Below are 16,586 nucleotides of genomic sequence, written 5' to 3' on the forward strand. Positions count from 1 at the left end.
AAAAAAAAGAAAAATGCGTAATATAGACCCTTTGTCGGTGACTGCTGTTGCCTGACTTACTAGAGATTAGGACTTGTAATTGGGGATAACATAAAATGCGAATTGGTTCTTATGAATTAAAAAATCGTATTTTATTGGCGCCCATGGCAGGTATTACGGATCAACCTTTTCGACGTTTATGTGCTCATTACGGCGCGGGATTAACGTTTTCAGAGATGATGTCCACTAATCCACAAGTTTGGCATACAGAGAAATCGAAACTTCGTTTAGCACACAGTGAAGAGCTAGGATTAAATGCGGTGCAAATCGCAGGTTCTGATCCTTTGGAAATGGCCCAAGCTGCAGCAATTAATGTAGCCTATGGTGCTGAAATTATCGACATCAATATGGGCTGTCCCGCAAAGAAAGTAAATCGAAAGCTGGCGGGCTCTGCACTGCTTCAATTTCCCGATTTAGTGGAAAAAATTTTAAAAGAAGTCGTGAATGCCGTTGATGTACCTGTGACGTTAAAAATTCGCACAGGTTGGGATAAAGCAAATCGAAACTGTGTGCAAATCGGCAAAATTGCAGAACAATCTGGTATTCAAGCTTTAACTATTCATGGGCGGACGAAAGAATGCTTATTTGAAGGGGAAGCGGAATACGACAATATTCGAGCAGTCAAACAATCCATTTCAATTCCTGTTATTGCGAATGGTGATATTGATTCTGCCTCGAAAGCGAAAAAGGTACTTGAGTACACAGGTGCCGATGCAATAATGATCGGTCGTGCCGCACTAGGCAATCCATGGCTTTTTCAAGCCGTCGAGGCTTTAGTTGAACATGATACGATAATTCAAACACCAAGTTTGCGTGAAAAGTGCGGTCATATTTTGCATCATATTCAGGAACTCCATCAGTTCTATGGTGAGCAAAAAGGCTATCGAATAGCCCGTAAACATGTAGCTTGGTATTTACAGGGAATTCAACCCGATTCCGTTTTTAGACAGACTTTTAACGCAATTAATGAACCGAAAGAGCAGTTAATTGTGCTGGAAGATTTTTTAAATTCAATTTTGGATAAAGAAAAATGTTAGAACAACAACGTAGTCCGTCTGAAGCGTTAACCGTTTCAGTTTTAAACTCTCAATCACAAGTAACAAACAAACCATTACGTGATTCAGTAAAACAAGCTTTACGCAATTACTTATCACAATTAGATGGTCAAGATGTGAATGATCTTTACGAATTAGTATTAGCGGAAGTTGAACACCCGATGTTAGATATGATTATGCAATACACCCGTGGTAACCAAACCCGCGCAGCTAATATGCTCGGTATCAACCGTGGTACATTGCGTAAGAAATTGAAAAAATACGGTATGGGCTAATTAAAATTAGCAAAAAGAAAGGCGAACATCATGTTCGCCTTTTTATTTATTGAATGGTGAAACTAATTGGTACGCTTACTGAAGATGCAAATCCAGCAGGTTTTGGGCCGACAGGTCTCGCACTTCTCACAGCTTCAAGTGCTGCATTATCTAAGCTTTCATCACCAGAAGATTTAGTAACACGCTCTCCAGACAGCGAGCCATCTGCTCCAACACTAAAACTGACATTAACAATACCTTGTTTACGCATCATTTTTGCGCGTGCTGGATAGCGTTTATGCCGTTCAATTTCACGTCGAATAGCCGCACGATAGGCATTATGTTCATCTGTATTGGCACCAGAACCACCTTGAATACCATTTGTGCCAGGTTGACCAGTAGTTGTCGCTTTAGAATTTGCCGTAGCCGTTGAATTAATATTCTTATCGCCAATCGGTAAATTCTTCGGCATTTCCACCGCTTTCTCTGCTTTTACCTCATTTTTAGGTTTTTCTTTTGGCTTCTCTTTCGGTTTTGGTTTCGGTTTTTCTATTGGTTTTTCTGGCTTTTTCTCAGGTTCTTTTTTCTTCTCAGGCTCTGGTTTCTTCGTTGGATCTGAGACAACTTCTTGTTTTTCAGGTTCCGGCTCTGCCTGTTGAGGTTCGGGTTCCGGCTCAGGAGCGGGTTCTTCCACTCTCATCCCTTGAATCATTTCCATTGAAATCGTCGTGGATATTTCACCCGGAGCATTACTCGCCGCTTCATGTGGCGTATGCCAGTTCCAAAATAACGCTCCAAGGATGCTACCATGAACCAATAAAGAAATAAGCAAACCTAATAATGATCGTTTGGTTTGTTGGCTGTTCATTGACTACGTCCTACTCCAACGCCTCCGCTTGCAACTCCACCTACTTCAGGCGTATTTTTTGATTCATTTCCTTGAGTCGTTTTGCTTGGGGCGCCTTTATCTTTCATGGAAACAATGGCGACATTTTTGATTTCATTTTTCGATAACATATCGGTAATGGTCACGAAATCTTGGAAAGAGGCGTCAGCATCAATTTTTAACGTTACTTTTTGGTCTTTATTCCAACTCATAATTTCTTTTTCAAGCGCTTCTTGTGAAATGGGCTTATCGTTAAAATAAAGTTGCTTGTCAGCCGTAACGGTTAATAATTTTGTTAATTCATCTGATTTGAATGCGACCGTTGAACTCGCTTTGGGAACATTTACCTTAATTTTCCCTTGGGAAATAAAGGATGCGGTGACCAACACTATCGCTAATAACACCAACATAATGTCGATGAAAGGAATAATGTTGATTTCATCAAATTTTTTCACGGTTATTCCTTATCTTTTTGAGCGTTTAATACTTTCCATTTCAAGCGATTTACTTCTACTTTACGACCTAAACCACTATAGAACATCATGGAAGGAATCGCGACTAAAATACCTATTGCAGTTGCTTTTAATGCAAGAGAGAGGTGCATCATAATGGCTCCTGCATCGACTTCGCCATCGCCATGACCAATTTGGTAGAAAGTTAATAAAATCCCAATTACTGTGCCGAGTAAGCCAACATAAGGCGCATTGGCACCAACAGTGGAGATTACGGTCATATTACGATTTAAATCAATTTCAAGTGCGTGAATATTGGAATATTTCGCTACGTTCACACGCTTTAAAAAGAGAAAACGCTCAATTACGGCGGTGAGCATAATCACACTCATCAGAAGTAGAATTCCGATAATCACGTAATCGCTATATTGTTCTAAAAACTCAAAAAGTTGTAGCATTTGATAGTCCTTGTATGGGTAATAAAAAAACACAAATTGAATTGAGAATGAATTTCAATTAGATGTGAATTCTATCAAATGGAAAATAGAGCGTAAATATAAATTAAAAAAATGAGTATTTTTTTACCGCACTTTGAGATAAATCAGAAAAGTGCGGTTGTTTTTGAGAGGTATTTTAACGGGATTGTAGGTAATCTAGGACAACTTGATGATGTTCGCCTGTTTTGAATTTATCAAAAACGTGCTGAATTTTGCCTTGTTCATCAATGAGAAAGGTAATGCGATGAATACCATCATAAACACGGCCCATGAATTTCTTTTCTCCCCATACGCCAAATTGTTCTGCAACCTGGTGATCTTCATCGGAAAGTAAGGTGAAATTGAGTGCTTTTTTCTCGACAAATTGAGCGAGTTTTTTGGGTGCATCTGTACTGATGCCTAAAATAACTACACCTAATTTTTCTAACTCACGTTTAGCATCACGCAAACCACAGGCTTGAGTTGTACAGCCTGGCGTTAAGGCTTTTGGATAAAAATACACGAGTACTTTTTTACCTTTGAAGTGAGTAAGTGAAACGGGTTGATTGTCTTGATTTAAAAGTGAGAATTGGGGTGCTAAGTCACCTGCTTGTAATGTTTTCATAAAAAATCCTTAAAAATGTAAAAAATGATTTGTAAATTCAAGCTATTTTAGCGATTATAACCAGATATTTTCAAATGTTATTGTTAAAACGCAAAATAGATGTAAATGGAGCGCCTTATGACTACGCAAAACCCCTTATTTTCAGGCAGTATTGTTGCTTTAGTAACCCCGATGGATAACCACGGAAACATTGATTTTGAAACATTAGAAAAACTTATCGAGTTTCATATCAATGCAGGTACAGATTCAATTGTATCTGTGGGTACAACGGGAGAATCTGCCACATTAAGCATTGAAGAAAATGTGAAGGTGGTTGAAAAGACAGTTGAGTTAGCAAAAGGACGTATTCCAATCATTGCTGGTACCGGTGCTAATGCAACGAGTGAAGCCATTGTGATGACAAAATTATTACGTGATAGCGGTGTTGCAGGTTGTTTATCTGTTGTTCCTTACTACAATAAACCAACTCAAGAAGGCATGTTCCAACATTTTAAAGCGATTGCAGAATGCACGGATTTACCACAGCTTCTTTATAACGTACCAGGTCGTACCGGTAGTGATATGAAACCTGAAACCGTCGCACGTTTGTCTCAAATTGAGAATATTGTAGGGATTAAAGAAGCAACAGGCGATTTAACTCGCATTACTGCGATTAAAGAATTAGCCGGTAAAGATTTTATTGTATTAAGTGGAGATGATGCCACAGGATTAGAAGCGATGAAATTAGGCGCAGAGGGTGTTATTTCTGTGACAAATAACCTTGCAGCAAAAGATATGGCCGCGATGTGTGGCTATGCTTTAGCGGGCGATTTTGCGAAAGCGGAAGAAATTAATGCACGTTTAATGCCTTTACACCAAGATTTATTTATTGAATCAAATCCAATTCCAGTTAAATGGGCTGCATATCGTTTAGGTTTAATTAAGACTCCACACTTACGTTTACCACTTACTGTGTTAAGCGAAAACGCGCAAGTAAAAGTAGAAGAAGCATTAAAAATTGCTGGCTTAATTTAATGAATTAAAGGGTTGTTTTTACAGCCCTTTAAACTTTCGACTTTTTTATTTGTCAAAGAGCGGTCATTATTTTAATTATTTTTATTGAAGGATTTAAGGAATGAAAAAAATCGTACTGAGTTTAGTCGCAGCAGCATTGTTATCGGCGTGTTCAAACAGCGTAGAAAAAATGCAGACGGCTAATGACACTTATCAAAATTCTGATCGTGAAATACCGAGCTTTTCTCCTTTAGCAAGCGGTGGTGTAACATTGCCGCAAGCCGATCCGACTTATGAACTTCCTCAGCTTAATGCGAAAAAAGAACGCGTGGATATTCGTCCGCCTTCAACCCCATTAGCGATTATCAAAAATTCTTTGACACAATTTGATGGTGAACGTGCATTGATTGTTTATACGGATGCACAAGCAGAGCTTTATAATCTCAAACAAATTGAGCGTTTATTGAAAGAAGAAGGCACGAATTCAACTTTAAATGGTGCGGTATTAATTAGCGATTGGGCGCCAACGGGTCGTGCAGATGATAAAGCCAACACAGAGATTCGTTATAAAATTGAACAAGTTATGGCACAAGATGCGAGTGCGTTAGCGGTTTCTGTGGAGCAAATGCGTCGTGATGGTGTGATTTACACACCAAATCAAGCAGATAAACAACGTTATGCGTCTGATCGTTTAAATCGTTTTGTTGCTGCGCTCACTAACGCTTATAACAAGCAACAACAAGATTTAAATAATGCCTCAGCAGGACCGTTCCAATCAGGTTTAATTACTGATACGAACGGTAGAATGGCATTAGGTATGGATGCAAGCTTTGGTCAAGCATGGCAACGTTTAGGTTCAGCCTTACCGAAATTAGGCTTTAAAGCTACATCTGAATCAGCTGGACGTGGTTATCGCGAATTGAAATATAAGCCATTAGATAAACAAGAGTGGCTACGTTTAGGTGTGAATCCGCCTAATCTCGAAAAAGGGGTTTACCAAATGCAAATCTCCGCAGTGGGTAAACAAAGTGCGGTTGTGATCACTGATGAAGATGGCAAGACACTACCAAATGAAGCGGCTCAATCCCTCTATTCAGCGCTAGGCGTGTTACTTGCGCAATAATTACAGTAAGTTGAGAAATAAAAAGTGCGGTTCAATTTGACCGCACTTTTTTATTGGTAGAGACGTTATTCAGCTTTTACGCCTAAGTTACCTATTTTTACCCCGAGGTTACCGAGTGAAACTGGATCCAGATAATCCCCTAAGAATTTGAATAACTCACCTAATTCCGTAAATGAGCGTTTGATTTTTACTTGATCTTCTACTTTACGCACAAATTCATAACGCACATTTTCGCCTTCAAAATAAGCCGTGAGCGTGAGATAAATGGTTTCAAAAAAGTGGCTTTGAGCACCTTCTTCACCTGGGTCACTGATACGGACATTCCAAGTATTGTTAAATAAAACTTCTGTTTTGATTGACATATAGACTTCCTCTGTTTGTTATTTTTTATACTGAAATTGAAACGAAAAACCCGATGATAAAATTTCTGAAATCAAAAACTTTATCATCGGGCTTTTCAAACCAATTGCTCGCATATTTTGCTTTTCGTTGGTAACTGCCTTTGCCTTTACGTTTTTTCTCAACGCGTTGGCGGAATAATTTGTCGTGTAATAGTGCCATCACGGCATTATCTTTCACGACACCTTTGGTGTGTTGATAAATGGGCTGATTTTCAACCGCACTTTTTGTTTTTTTCGTCATATTTACCTCTAAAAAATTGCCGTGAAGTCGTTCACGGCAAGTCATTATAGCGAAAATGAATAGAATTACAAAATGGTGAGTACGCTTTCAGGCGGTCGTCCAATTTTAGCTTTTTCACCTTTTACCACAATCGGGCGTTCTAATAGGGCTGAATTTTCACTGATGGCTTTTAATAAATCATCCTTAGTTAATGCAGGATTATCTAACTCTAATGATTGATAAAGCTCATCTTTGGTACGCATCATTTTTCTGACATCATCTAATCCTAATTTATTAGCCAGTTGCTGCAATGCTTCAACGGAGTAGTGTTGTTGTAAATAAAGTTCAATCGTCGGTTGAATGCCTTTTTCTTCTAATAAAGCTAAGGTTTCACGGCTTTTTGAACAACGCGGATTATGATAAATCGTCACAGACATAACGTTTCCTTCTATTTTATGTTGAATGAGTGGATATAGGATTGATTCAAATTTTAACTTATAATGACAAAAAATACTTGTTTAGGAAGACTTTATGTTAGAAATGCTAAAAAATTGGTATAGCCGTCGCTTAAGCGATCCGCAGGCGATGGGGCTACTTGCCATTTTGTTGTTTGGCTTTATTGCGATTTATTTCTTTAGTGATTTAATCGCCCCGTTGCTGATTGCCATTGTATTAGCATATTTATTGGAAATGCCGATTAATTTTCTAACGAAAAAATTAAAATTTCCTCGAATGCTCGCTACGTTAGTCATTTTTGGTGGCTTTCTAACCTTGGCGTTATTAGTTTTCTTCGGGTTAGTGCCAACATTATGGAATCAAACGATTTCCTTATTAAGCGATTTGCCAGCTATGTTCAATAAGTTACATGAATGGTTATTAGCCCTTCCTGAGCATTATCCTGAACTCATCGATTACACCATGATTGACACTTTTTTTAGTGCGGCTCGAGCGAAGATTTTGGGCTTTGGTGAATCGGCGGTGAAATTGTCGATTACCTCATTAATGAACCTTGTATCATTGGGTATTTATGCATTTTTAGTGCCATTAATGATGTTCTTTATGTTGAAAGACAAAACTGAACTTCTTGCTGGCGTGAGCCGATTTTTACCTAAAAATCGTCTTTTAGCCTCTAAAGTATGGAATGAAATGCAGCAACAAATTGCGAATTATATTCATGGTAAGCTGTTGGAAATTTTGATTGTCGGCGTGGTGACTTACATCATCTTTTTAAGCTTTGGTTTGAATTATCCGCTCTTACTTTCTGTTGCCGTTGGGTTGTCTGTATTAGTGCCTTATATCGGCGCGGTATTGGTGACGATTCCTGTTGCGTTAGTGGCCATGTTCCAGTTTGGCATTTCCCCAACGTTTTGGTATTTAATTGTGGCCTTTGCGGTGAGTCAACTTCTAGATGGAAACTTGTTAGTACCGTATTTATTCTCTGAAGTCGTTAATTTACACCCTTTAGTAATCATTATTTCCGTGCTGATTTTTGGCGGATTATGGGGATTCTGGGGAGTATTCTTCGCTATTCCATTGGCAACGCTCGTCAAAGCTGTGCTGAATGCATTGCCAGATTAGACATAATTAAAACGATAAAAAGAAAGCTGACGGAAGTCAGCTTTTTTGTTCTTTTAATTTCTGGATATCCAGAATTTCGACACAGTCTGTTGTCCCCGCTTTAATACGCCATTTAATATTAAATTCGTAGAGACTAATACCATAAATGCGATCGGTTTCTTTACCTTGTTGATAAGCGGGACGGGGATCTTGAGCGATCACTTCCGTAATAAATCTCGCTAAGTGCGGTCGATTTTTATGATATTTTTCCACCGCACTTTGGGCGATTTCTGTAAATTCTACGTTTAATTTTGCAGGTGGTTTTTCTTGTGCAAAACTTGATTTTGCCTCAGGTTCACTATCAGCATAGGCAATATAAGGCTTAATATCAAAAATAGGTGTGCCATCGACAAGATCCACGGAGCCCAAATGCAGAAAAACACGCCCATGAATACATTCCACTTGGCGTAATTCAACTTTGGATAAGCCTAGCGGATTTGGGCGATGTGTCGCGCGTGAAGCAAAGACACCGACACGTTGATTTCCGCCTAAACGAGGGGGGCGAACAGTAGATTGCCATTTCCCATGGGGTACTTTGTCAAATTGGAAAATAAGCCAAAGATGGCTAAATTGCTCTAATCCTCGTACAGCTTCTGGCGAATTATACGGAGGGAGCAGTTCCACAATACCAATGCCATCCTGTACTAAATCTGGCTGTCGTGGCACCGAGAATTTTTCTTTGTAAGGCGTGTGAATCACCGCAATTGGGTGAAGCGTCAGTGTTAAATCATTCATAAAAAGGCAATTTCCGTGTAGAATACGCCCTTTATTGTAATCAAAAGTGCGGTCAAAAAAAATGACAAATCATAAATTGAAAATGTGGTGGGAAACCGCTCGCCCAAAAACCTTGCCTTTGGCATTAGCTTCTATTTTTACCGGCTCAGCATTGGCATATTGGGCAGATAAAGAAAGTTTTAATCTTACCGTGATGTTACTTTGCTTGCTCACCACTATCTTATTGCAAGTACTTTCCAACTTTGCTAACGATTACGGTGATCATCAAAAAGGATCAGATACCGAAGAGCGCATTGGGCCTTTACGTGGTATTCAGCAAGGTGCAATTTCTGCGAATGAGCTTAAATGGGGCTTAATTTTAATGGCGGTAGGTTCATTTTTCTCCGGCGCATTCTTAATTGGTATCGCATATCAAAGTCTTACTGATTTATTGGCCTTTGCTGGCTTGGGTATTCTTGCCATTATAGCTGCCATTACTTATACCGTAGGCGCTAAACCTTATGGTTATTTAGGTTTAGGCGATCTGTCAGTGTTGCTCTTTTTTGGATTATTAGGTGTAGGTGGAACTTATTATCTCCAAACTCACAGCATTGATAGCTTAATTACTTTACCTGCGCTTGGCTCAGGTTTATTAGCAACAGCGGTTTTAAATATCAATAATTTACGAGATATTGAGCAAGATGCGAAAGTAGGGAAAAATACCTTGGTGGTACGTATTGGACCGAAGAAGGGACGTATTTATCATTGTATTTTATTAAGCGTTGCCGCTTTATGTTATGTGCTATTTTCGGCATCAACAGCATTTAGTCCTTGGCATTTCTTATTTTTATTGGCATTTCCACTGTTATTAAAACACGCATTATTTGTTTATCGCAGCAAAGAACCTGCAGTGTTGCGTCCGATGTTGGCTCAGATGTCTATGATTTCTTTATTTATCAATATCTTGTTTAGTTTAGGCTTGCTTATCGGCTAAATCGGCTTATACTAGAGAAAAAATTTTAACGACAAGGGGTACATTATGTATATCGATACTTCAGAACTTTGTGATATTTATGCTGATCAAGTGGATGTGGTTGAGCCAATTTTTTCTAGCTTTGGTGGTGTCAGCAATTTCTACGGCAAAGTGACGACAGTAAAATGTTTTGAAAATAATGGATTAATTGCCGAAATTCTCGAAGAAAATGGTAATGGCAGAGTACTTGTCGTAGATGGTGGCGGTGCGGTACGTCGTGCTTTAATTGATGCTGAGCTTGCACAACTTGCCGCAGATAATGACTGGGCGGGCATTATTGTTTACGGTGCAGTGCGTCAAATTCAACAACTTGAAAATATTGATATCGGTATTCATGCGCTTGCTCCAATTCCAGTTGGCGCAGATGAAAATAATTATGGTGAAAGTGATCTTCCAGTGAATTTTGGTGGTGTAACATTCTTCCCTGAAGATTATATTTATGCCGATTTAACAGGTATCATTCTTTCACAGGAAGCATTAGATTTAGAAGACGTCGAAGAAGAATAATTTTGAAATTATTGACCTCTTTAAAGTGCGGTTAGAAATAACCGCACTTTTTTTGTTAAAATTTTTTTGAACAAGATCACATTTTAAACATTTGTTGGTTGAAAGTTTGTAACATTCATTTAACATCGCAAATAGTTCATCTGTAATCAGTTTGGAGGGACTCATGAACGAAACAAACACAACAAAAAATTATAAAAGTGGGATTATCTTTCTGCTAGCGATAGCCTGTTTTTTTATTTTACTTAAAGCCTTACCTTTTGCACCTAAGGAAAATGCAGGTTTAGCATTATTAGCTTTGGTAGCAATCCTTTGGTTAACTGAAGCATTACATGTAACAGTTACCGCGCTATTGGTGCCATTGCTTGCGATTGCACTTGATTTGGTGACAACTAAACAAGCTTTGGTTGCCTTTGCCGATCCAACTATTTTCTTATTTTTTGGTGGGTTCGCTTTAGCGACTGCTTTGCATATGCAAAAGCTAGATAAAATGATAGCCAATAAAATTATGGCGATGGCCCGTGGTAATTTATTTGTCGCTGTGATGTATCTTTTTGCTATTACTGCTTTCCTTTCCATGTGGATGAGTAACACAGCAACAGCTGCCATGATGTTACCTTTAGCGATGGGGATCTTAAGCAAACTTGATAAAGAAAAAGAACATAATACTTATGTCTTCGTCTTATTAGGGATTGCGTATAGTGCAAGTATTGGTGGTATGGGAACATTAGTAGGTAGCCCACCAAATGCTATCGTTGCAAGTAACTTACATTTAACTTTCTCTGATTGGTTATGGTATGGCTTACCAATTATGCTCATTTTGATGCCGTTGATGATTGGTACACTTTTCATCGTCTTTAAACCAAAACTTAATTTACATTTTGAACAAAACTTTGAACGTATTGAAATGAATGGCCAACGCGTTTTAACGCTTGTGATTTTTGGTGTTATTGCACTTTGTTGGGTATTTAGTAGTTATATTAATCCAATCATTTCAGGTGTATTTGGTCTTGCTAAAAATATCGGTAGTTTTGATAGCGTCGTTGCATTACTTGCGGCTGTCATTATTTGTTCAACCGGTGTGGCAAATTGGAAACAAATCCAAGAAAGCACTGACTGGGGTGTATTGATGCTTTTCGGTGGCGGTTTAACCTTGAGTGCGGTGTTAAAAGATTCTGGTGCAAGTAAAGTGTTAGCTGACGGCATTGTATTTTTGGTTCAAGGACAACATTACTACCTCATCGGTTTATTGGTTGCAACCTTCATTATTTTCTTAACTGAATTTACTTCAAATACGGCAAGTGCAGCATTATTAGTACCAATCTTTATTTCTATCGCACAATCTCTCGGCATGCCGGAAATTGGTCTTGCGTTAATTATTGGTTTAGGTGCATCTTGTGCCTTTATGTTACCAGTGGCGACACCGCCAAATGCAATCGTATTTGGTACGGGACATGTTCGTCAGAGTGATATGGTGAAAGCTGGGTTTATCTTAAATATTGTGTGTATACTCGTTATCGCGACAATAGGATATTATTTCTGGTTGAATTAATCGTATAAAAGAAAAGGGCGTGTTGGATATATTCAACACGCCCTTTTATTATTTTTTACAAAGATTATGCTTTAATTTCCGCACGGCTTTTTAATAAGAAGATGGCAATCGTTGAGATTAGCATAACAAAGCCAACACCGATATATAAACTCTGTTTATCCCAACCCATATCTAATAATTGACCGGCAATCGTTGGGGCAAGAATTGCACCAATACGACCAATACCAATTGACCAGCCCACACCGGTGCTACGAATATCGGCATCATAAGTGAGAGGATTTAAGGTATAAAGCCCGCTGATACAACCATTCATGAGTGCGCCAACTAAAATACCGAATACCATCGCAATCCATAAAACGGACGAGGATAAGATAAAGATGATGGTTGCCGCAGAAGATAACACGGTGAATAAAATTAACACACTACGTGCAGTCCAGCGACTAGCTAGTAAGCCATAGATTAAGGCACCACAAGTGCCGCCTAATGAGATCATCATCCCTACGCTCACACTTTGTTCTGTTGTCATGCCCGCTTCTTTTAATAACGCAGGCGTCCATGAGCTAATAAGATAGAAGCTGAACATGATGGCGAAGAAAGCTGTCCAGATTAGCAAAGTGGAATGTACGTATTTTTCGCTAAATAATTGGCTAATAGGTAATTTAGTTTTAATTCTTTCTGTTTTTGCAGGAAGTTTCCAATCGTCGGCTAAACCAATTTTTTTTGCAATTAAATTTAATCGCACTTCAGCATTTTTAGGTTGTTTGGTTGTGAGGAAATCAATGGACTCTGGTAACCAAATAAATAAAATCACTAAAAATAGCCCCGTTAAGATCGCGCCTGCAAGAAACACTGAACGCCAGCCATACTCACCTTGTAGCATTACGGCGAACATCCCACCTAATACCGCACCGACACCGAAGCCTGCAGCATAGACACTGATCGTAAAACTACGCCATTTGCGAGAGGAATATTCACTGGTGATAACGTTGGTACCTACCAAAATACCACCTACACCAAGACCGGTGATAACTCGCCAGAAACCTAGCCATTGGTATTGTGAAATAAACGCTGAACCTAACATCCCGATAGTGGATAATAATACCGCCATCAATAACAGCGGGCGGCGACCGATTTTATCGGCGAGTGGGGCGAGGAAAAGCGAGCCAGCAGCCATACCAAATAAGCCGGCACTTAATAAATAACCTAACTCAATCCTTGTTAAACCAAATTCGTTTTGAATGGCTGTTGCAGTAAAGGCAAGGGCGAGTACATCAAAGCCATCAAGTAAATTCATGATGGCGGCCATTGCCACAATCATCCATTGATAGGCACCCATTGGGCTTTTTTCTATTTTGGCTCTAAGAGAAAGCGTGTCAGCCATTTTATTTCCTTAAGTTAAGCGAATTGTCGGGAATTCGCGAGTGATTGAAGTTTGCGCAAAATCATGCTGAGTACCACACCGTAAGCGGGTACAAATAAAACAATGCCAACAAATAATTTAAATAAGTAATCGACGAATCCAAGACTAAACCAATGTTCGGCCATGAAAGGGTCACTACTTTGATAGAACGCTACGGCAAAGAACATAAAGGTATCAGCAAGAGAGCCAAATGTCATTGAACTACTCGGTGCAATCCACCAGGTTTTTAATTGACGTAAGCGATTGAAAACTAAAACATCTAATAATTGTCCGAAAACATAAGCACAGAAACTCGCAAATGCAATACGGAAAACAAACATATTGAATTCACTGAGAGCTCCTAAGCCTTGATATTGTCCATTAGAGAAAACAACCGAAACAATATAACTCACGATAAGTGCTGGAATCATTACGATAAAGATGATCCAACGTGCCTCTTTCGCCCCAAATACACGTACTGTTAAATCAGTGGCTAAGAAAATGAATGGGAAAGTGAGTGTGCCCCATGTGCTGTGGAATGAGAAATCATCAGCAAAACCAAGTGCGGTCAATTTTAAATTGATTTCAAATGGAATTTGAACGAAATAGTTACTGGCTGTGATGATAAAGATGTGAAATAAGCTTAATAAAATTAAAGCAAAACGTTTTTGTTGATCATTGAAGATCGGAGTATTAATTTTCATTTTAAGACCTTTTTAGTTGGTTAATCGGGGGTAGGGAACCCGACATGAGAAATAAATCCGCCAAATTGGCGAGCCGTGAATAATACTAGAATTTATTGGGATTGCAAGAAAGTGCGGTCAAAAATTTAAGCATTTTATTTGTTTTAGTTTGATTTTAATAACAGTGATAAGAATTTTCATTTACACTAAAGTGATATTATACTAGAATTCTCAGGCATTTTTATTTCACATATGCCTGGGGAGCATTCAATGTATAAAACCAATCATTTAAAAACAACATCATTCTTCGCATTAAGCACGTTAACCATCGCACTTTTTTCAAGCTATTCTTATGGCGAAGAGAAACTTGAGGAAATTAAAGTTACAGCAGAAAATCAGGTAAAACAATCACTTGGTTCTTCTCTTGTGACGGCAAAAGATTTAGAGAAACGTCCTGCGACAAATGATATTTCTGAAGTATTACGTACTATGCCCGGTGTGAACTTAACGGGTAACTCATCTACAGGACAACGCGGAAATAAACGCCAAATTGATATTCGTGGTATGGGGCCAGAAAATACATTGATTTTAGTGGATGGTAAACCAGTCACCTCTCGTAACGCAGAACGTTATGGTGTGCGTGGTGAACGTAACTCTCGTGGCGACAGTAACTGGGTACCAGTTGAAGCCATTGAAAAAATCGAAGTATTACGTGGCCCTTCAGCAGCACGCTATGGTTCAGGTGCAATGGGTGGGGTGGTTAATATTATCACTAAGCCTGTTACCAATGATTTACACGGTAGCTTAAGTTATTACACTAATCAACCAGAAGACAGCGATGAAGGCGCAACGAACCGTGTCGGTTTTAATCTAAGCGGTGCGTTAATTAAAGATGTATTGCAATTCCGTTTATATGGTAACTGGAACAAAACGCAAGCGGATGAAGTTGGTATTAATGGCGATCCTGCGATTGCCGGTCGTGAAGGCGTACGTAATAAAGATATTAATGGCCGTTTAGTGTGGAATATCAATGAGAAAAATAAATTAACCTTGGATTCTGGTTTCAGTCGTCAAGGCAATATTTATAACGGTGATACGCAAAATAGCTCAGCAGGGCTTTACAATAATAAAAACTATCCTGAAACCAAAACGTTGGCAGGAAGTAAAGCTGAAACTGCTCGTTTATATCGTCAGAACTATGCTTTAACCTATGAAGGTAAATTCGATCATTTTGACAATAAAACTTATATTACTTTTGATAAAACTAAAAACAGCCGTTTACCAGAATATTTAGCGGGTGGTCCAGAAGGTAGTTATTCTAGCACGTCAGCTTTTAGCGATTCTATTCTTAAAAATACGCGTTTTAGTTCAGAATTCTATATCCCATTTACCTTGGGTGTAGATCATATGCTGACAGTTGGTTTTGAAGGTGCACACAGCAGTTTAGATGATGACGCTTCTATGACACAGTTACTTGGTGGACGACGAGATAAAAAGACAGGGAAAGTACTTTATGATTTGAAAGAACATTTACCAACTAGCATTTCAAATGTACGAGGAGGTCATAGTAGTCAAACTGAATGGGCAGTATTTGTTGAAGATAATATTTCAGCAACCCAATCTACCATCCTAACGCCATCTTTGCGTTATGATTACAACAGTTATTCTGGTTCTAACGTAAGTGGTGGATTAAACTTCTTACAGAGTCTCAACGATGATTGGAGAATTAAAGGTGGGATTGCAAGAGCTTATAAAGCACCGAATCTTTATCAAACTAACCCAAATTACCTACTATTTACGTTAGGTCAAGGTTGTCCAACGAATGTACCAAATAATAAAACTTGTTATTTCCAAGGTAATAGTGACATTAAACCAGAAACCAGCTGGAATAAAGAAATCGGAATTGAGTATGATAAAGACGGACTTCTTGCATCTGTGGCTTACTTCCGTAATGATTATCGTAATAAAATCGTGTCTTATGGTGAATTTATCGGTTTAAGCAACTTAGGTAACTATGTGTATAAATGGGGTAATGCGAACCGCGCAGTGATTGAAGGTTTTGAAGGTAATCTGACATTACCATTAATCCAAGATAAATTAAACTGGGTGAATAACTTCACTTATATGCATAAAACCAAAAATAAAGATACGGGTAACCCGCTTTCTATCGTGCCGAAATATACGTTGAATTCAAGTTTAAGTTATCAAATCACTGATAGTTTGGATGCAATGTTAACTTATACGCAATACGGTAAACAAAAATCCCGTAAAAATCCAGAGAACCGTATGGAAAATGGTAACGATAAAAATATTAATCAGCTTGCTGGCTCAGAAGATATTGGTGGTTATGCAGTTTGGGGATTAAGCGCAGGTTACAATTGGAAAGATACAATCAGCATTCGTGTTGGCGTAAGTAACTTATTTGATAAACGCATTTATCGTTCATCAAGCAGTACAAATTACAATGCTCATACTTATAACGAACCTGGTCGTGCCTATTACGCAACGGTAAAATATACTTTCTAAGTAAGAATAGATGATTCAAGCCCTGTTTATACAG

19 protein-coding genes are annotated in these 16,586 nt (G+C 38.6%); 9 read left to right on the top strand and 10 right to left on the bottom strand.

The genetic code is table 11. The annotated features are described in order from the left end of the window. The first annotated feature begins 95 nt into the window (after positions 1 to 95). Together dusB and fis are read left to right on the top strand one after the other, a co-directional pair. Positions 96 to 1,076 (top strand): tRNA dihydrouridine synthase DusB, encoded by a 981-nt coding sequence (dusB, locus tag PARA_RS04505; protein WP_014064736.1) that lies wholly within the window; start codon positions 96 to 98, stop codon positions 1,074 to 1,076. After that, positions 1,070 to 1,369, top strand: coding sequence for a DNA-binding transcriptional regulator Fis (gene fis, locus PARA_RS04510; RefSeq protein WP_005696908.1), 300 nt, complete (start codon positions 1,070 to 1,072; stop codon positions 1,367 to 1,369). Before dusB ends, fis begins: the two co-directional genes overlap by 7 nt. Before the next feature lie 46 nt (positions 1,370 to 1,415). Here the strand turns inward: fis and PARA_RS04515 are convergent, their stop codons facing one another. The 4 genes from PARA_RS04515 to bcp all read right to left on the bottom strand — a co-directional run bounded on the left by PARA_RS04515 (position 1,416) and on the right by bcp (position 3,787). Next, the gene (locus PARA_RS04515; protein WP_014064737.1) at positions 1,416 to 2,216 is read right to left on the bottom strand and encodes an energy transducer TonB family protein; all 801 of its coding nucleotides are present in this window, start codon (positions 2,214 to 2,216) and stop codon (positions 1,416 to 1,418) included. Beyond that, positions 2,213 to 2,689 (bottom strand): TonB system transport protein ExbD, encoded by a 477-nt coding sequence (gene exbD, locus PARA_RS04520; RefSeq protein ID WP_014064738.1) that lies wholly within the window; start codon positions 2,687 to 2,689, stop codon positions 2,213 to 2,215. The genes PARA_RS04515 and exbD overlap by 4 nt, the downstream gene beginning before the upstream one ends. Positions 2,690 to 2,691: 2 nt before the next feature. Next, positions 2,692 to 3,144 (bottom strand): TonB-system energizer ExbB, encoded by a 453-nt coding sequence (gene exbB / locus PARA_RS04525; protein WP_014064739.1) that lies wholly within the window; start codon positions 3,142 to 3,144, stop codon positions 2,692 to 2,694. A gap of 175 nt (positions 3,145 to 3,319) precedes the next feature. Next, the gene (bcp, locus tag PARA_RS04530) at positions 3,320 to 3,787 is read right to left on the bottom strand and encodes a thioredoxin-dependent thiol peroxidase (protein ID WP_014064740.1); all 468 of its coding nucleotides are present in this window, start codon (positions 3,785 to 3,787) and stop codon (positions 3,320 to 3,322) included. A 117-nt stretch (positions 3,788 to 3,904) separates the two neighbouring features. Here bcp and dapA point away from each other — a divergent pair, with 117 nt between their 5' ends. Together dapA and bamC are read left to right on the top strand one after the other, a co-directional pair. Beyond that, on the top strand, positions 3,905 to 4,801 hold the full coding sequence (gene dapA / locus PARA_RS04535; protein ID WP_014064741.1) for a 4-hydroxy-tetrahydrodipicolinate synthase: 897 nt from the start codon (positions 3,905 to 3,907) through the stop codon (positions 4,799 to 4,801). Between the two features lie 100 nt (positions 4,802 to 4,901). Then, positions 4,902 to 5,903, top strand: coding sequence for an outer membrane protein assembly factor BamC (gene bamC / locus PARA_RS04540; RefSeq protein WP_014064742.1), 1,002 nt, complete (start codon positions 4,902 to 4,904; stop codon positions 5,901 to 5,903). A gap of 65 nt (positions 5,904 to 5,968) precedes the next feature. On the opposite strand, the gene PARA_RS04545 is transcribed toward bamC, so the two are convergent. The 3 genes from PARA_RS04545 to arsC form a co-directional block, all read right to left on the bottom strand. Continuing rightward, positions 5,969 to 6,265: a DUF5377 family protein gene (locus PARA_RS04545; RefSeq protein WP_014064743.1), complete on the bottom strand. Its 297-nt coding sequence runs from the start codon at positions 6,263 to 6,265 to the stop codon at positions 5,969 to 5,971. Positions 6,266 to 6,290: 25 nt separating this feature from the next. After that, positions 6,291 to 6,545 carry an alternative ribosome-rescue factor A gene (locus PARA_RS04550; protein WP_014064744.1) on the bottom strand — a complete coding sequence of 85 codons (255 nt, stop codon included), beginning with the start codon at positions 6,543 to 6,545 and terminating at the stop codon, positions 6,291 to 6,293. Between the two features lie 65 nt (positions 6,546 to 6,610). Next, positions 6,611 to 6,961 (bottom strand): arsenate reductase (glutaredoxin), encoded by a 351-nt coding sequence (gene arsC / locus PARA_RS04555; protein WP_014064745.1) that lies wholly within the window; start codon positions 6,959 to 6,961, stop codon positions 6,611 to 6,613. 94 nt (positions 6,962 to 7,055) lie between these two features. On the opposite strand from arsC, the gene PARA_RS04560 reads away from it, so the two are divergent. Beyond that, the gene (locus PARA_RS04560) at positions 7,056 to 8,102 is read left to right on the top strand and encodes an AI-2E family transporter (RefSeq protein ID WP_014064746.1); all 1,047 of its coding nucleotides are present in this window, start codon (positions 7,056 to 7,058) and stop codon (positions 8,100 to 8,102) included. A 36-nt stretch (positions 8,103 to 8,138) separates the two neighbouring features. Here the strand turns inward: PARA_RS04560 and tsaA are convergent, their stop codons facing one another. Then, positions 8,139 to 8,876, bottom strand: a complete 738-nt coding sequence (gene tsaA / locus PARA_RS04565; protein WP_005696892.1) for a tRNA (N6-threonylcarbamoyladenosine(37)-N6)-methyltransferase TrmO — start codon at positions 8,874 to 8,876, stop codon at positions 8,139 to 8,141. 61 nt (positions 8,877 to 8,937) lie between these two features. Here tsaA and PARA_RS04570 point away from each other — a divergent pair, with 61 nt between their 5' ends. The 3 genes from PARA_RS04570 to PARA_RS04580 all read left to right on the top strand — a co-directional run bounded on the left by PARA_RS04570 (position 8,938) and on the right by PARA_RS04580 (position 11,944). Continuing rightward, the gene (locus PARA_RS04570; protein ID WP_014064747.1) at positions 8,938 to 9,849 is read left to right on the top strand and encodes a 1,4-dihydroxy-2-naphthoate polyprenyltransferase; all 912 of its coding nucleotides are present in this window, start codon (positions 8,938 to 8,940) and stop codon (positions 9,847 to 9,849) included. A gap of 45 nt (positions 9,850 to 9,894) precedes the next feature. Then, entirely contained in the window at positions 9,895 to 10,395 is a 501-nt protein-coding gene (rraA, locus tag PARA_RS04575) for a ribonuclease E activity regulator RraA (protein ID WP_014064748.1), read from the top strand. A 163-nt stretch (positions 10,396 to 10,558) separates the two neighbouring features. Next, on the top strand, positions 10,559 to 11,944 hold the full coding sequence (locus tag PARA_RS04580) for a DASS family sodium-coupled anion symporter (RefSeq protein WP_014064749.1): 1,386 nt from the start codon (positions 10,559 to 10,561) through the stop codon (positions 11,942 to 11,944). A 64-nt stretch (positions 11,945 to 12,008) separates the two neighbouring features. Here PARA_RS04580 and PARA_RS04585 read toward each other — a convergent pair whose 3' ends face one another. Together PARA_RS04585 and PARA_RS04590 are read right to left on the bottom strand one after the other, a co-directional pair. Beyond that, positions 12,009 to 13,325 (bottom strand): MFS transporter, encoded by a 1,317-nt coding sequence (locus tag PARA_RS04585; protein ID WP_014064750.1) that lies wholly within the window; start codon positions 13,323 to 13,325, stop codon positions 12,009 to 12,011. 14 nt (positions 13,326 to 13,339) lie between these two features. Continuing rightward, positions 13,340 to 14,047 (bottom strand): 7-cyano-7-deazaguanine/7-aminomethyl-7-deazaguanine transporter, encoded by a 708-nt coding sequence (locus PARA_RS04590; protein WP_014064751.1) that lies wholly within the window; start codon positions 14,045 to 14,047, stop codon positions 13,340 to 13,342. Between the two features lie 249 nt (positions 14,048 to 14,296). Between PARA_RS04590 and PARA_RS04595 the strand changes: the two genes are divergently transcribed. Next, positions 14,297 to 16,552, top strand: a complete 2,256-nt coding sequence (locus PARA_RS04595; protein WP_014064752.1) for a FepA family TonB-dependent siderophore receptor — start codon at positions 14,297 to 14,299, stop codon at positions 16,550 to 16,552. Positions 16,553 to 16,586: the final 34 nt, after the last annotated feature.

Source organism: Haemophilus parainfluenzae T3T1 (genome assembly GCF_000210895.1).
GTDB lineage: Bacteria > Pseudomonadota > Gammaproteobacteria > Enterobacterales > Pasteurellaceae > Haemophilus_D > Haemophilus_D parainfluenzae_A.

What these genes read in the sequence shown, in the direction of transcription:
- dusB (WP_014064736.1), top strand. Translation starts at nt 96, where the DNA reads ATGCGAATTGGTTCTTATGAATTAAAAAATCGTATTTTATTGGCGCCC.
- rraA (WP_014064748.1), top strand. Translation starts at nt 9,895, where the DNA reads ATGTATATCGATACTTCAGAACTTTGTGATATTTATGCTGATCAAGTG.
- PARA_RS04595 (WP_014064752.1), top strand. Translation starts at nt 14,297, where the DNA reads ATGTATAAAACCAATCATTTAAAAACAACATCATTCTTCGCATTAAGC.
- bcp (WP_014064740.1), bottom strand. Translation starts at nt 3,787, where the DNA reads ATGAAAACATTACAAGCAGGTGACTTAGCACCCCAATTCTCACTTTTA.
- PARA_RS04515 (WP_014064737.1), bottom strand. Translation starts at nt 2,216, where the DNA reads ATGAACAGCCAACAAACCAAACGATCATTATTAGGTTTGCTTATTTCT.
- tsaA (WP_005696892.1), bottom strand. Translation starts at nt 8,876, where the DNA reads ATGAATGATTTAACACTGACGCTTCACCCAATTGCGGTGATTCACACG.
- bamC (WP_014064742.1), top strand. Translation starts at nt 4,902, where the DNA reads ATGAAAAAAATCGTACTGAGTTTAGTCGCAGCAGCATTGTTATCGGCG.
- PARA_RS04560 (WP_014064746.1), top strand. Translation starts at nt 7,056, where the DNA reads ATGTTAGAAATGCTAAAAAATTGGTATAGCCGTCGCTTAAGCGATCCG.
- arsC (WP_014064745.1), bottom strand. Translation starts at nt 6,961, where the DNA reads ATGTCTGTGACGATTTATCATAATCCGCGTTGTTCAAAAAGCCGTGAA.
- PARA_RS04550 (WP_014064744.1), bottom strand. Translation starts at nt 6,545, where the DNA reads ATGACGAAAAAAACAAAAAGTGCGGTTGAAAATCAGCCCATTTATCAA.
- PARA_RS04545 (WP_014064743.1), bottom strand. Translation starts at nt 6,265, where the DNA reads ATGTCAATCAAAACAGAAGTTTTATTTAACAATACTTGGAATGTCCGT.
- PARA_RS04570 (WP_014064747.1), top strand. Translation starts at nt 8,938, where the DNA reads ATGACAAATCATAAATTGAAAATGTGGTGGGAAACCGCTCGCCCAAAA.
- PARA_RS04580 (WP_014064749.1), top strand. Translation starts at nt 10,559, where the DNA reads ATGAACGAAACAAACACAACAAAAAATTATAAAAGTGGGATTATCTTT.
- PARA_RS04585 (WP_014064750.1), bottom strand. Translation starts at nt 13,325, where the DNA reads ATGGCTGACACGCTTTCTCTTAGAGCCAAAATAGAAAAAAGCCCAATG.
- dapA (WP_014064741.1), top strand. Translation starts at nt 3,905, where the DNA reads ATGACTACGCAAAACCCCTTATTTTCAGGCAGTATTGTTGCTTTAGTA.
- PARA_RS04590 (WP_014064751.1), bottom strand. Translation starts at nt 14,047, where the DNA reads ATGAAAATTAATACTCCGATCTTCAATGATCAACAAAAACGTTTTGCT.
- exbB (WP_014064739.1), bottom strand. Translation starts at nt 3,144, where the DNA reads ATGCTACAACTTTTTGAGTTTTTAGAACAATATAGCGATTACGTGATT.
- fis (WP_005696908.1), top strand. Translation starts at nt 1,070, where the DNA reads ATGTTAGAACAACAACGTAGTCCGTCTGAAGCGTTAACCGTTTCAGTT.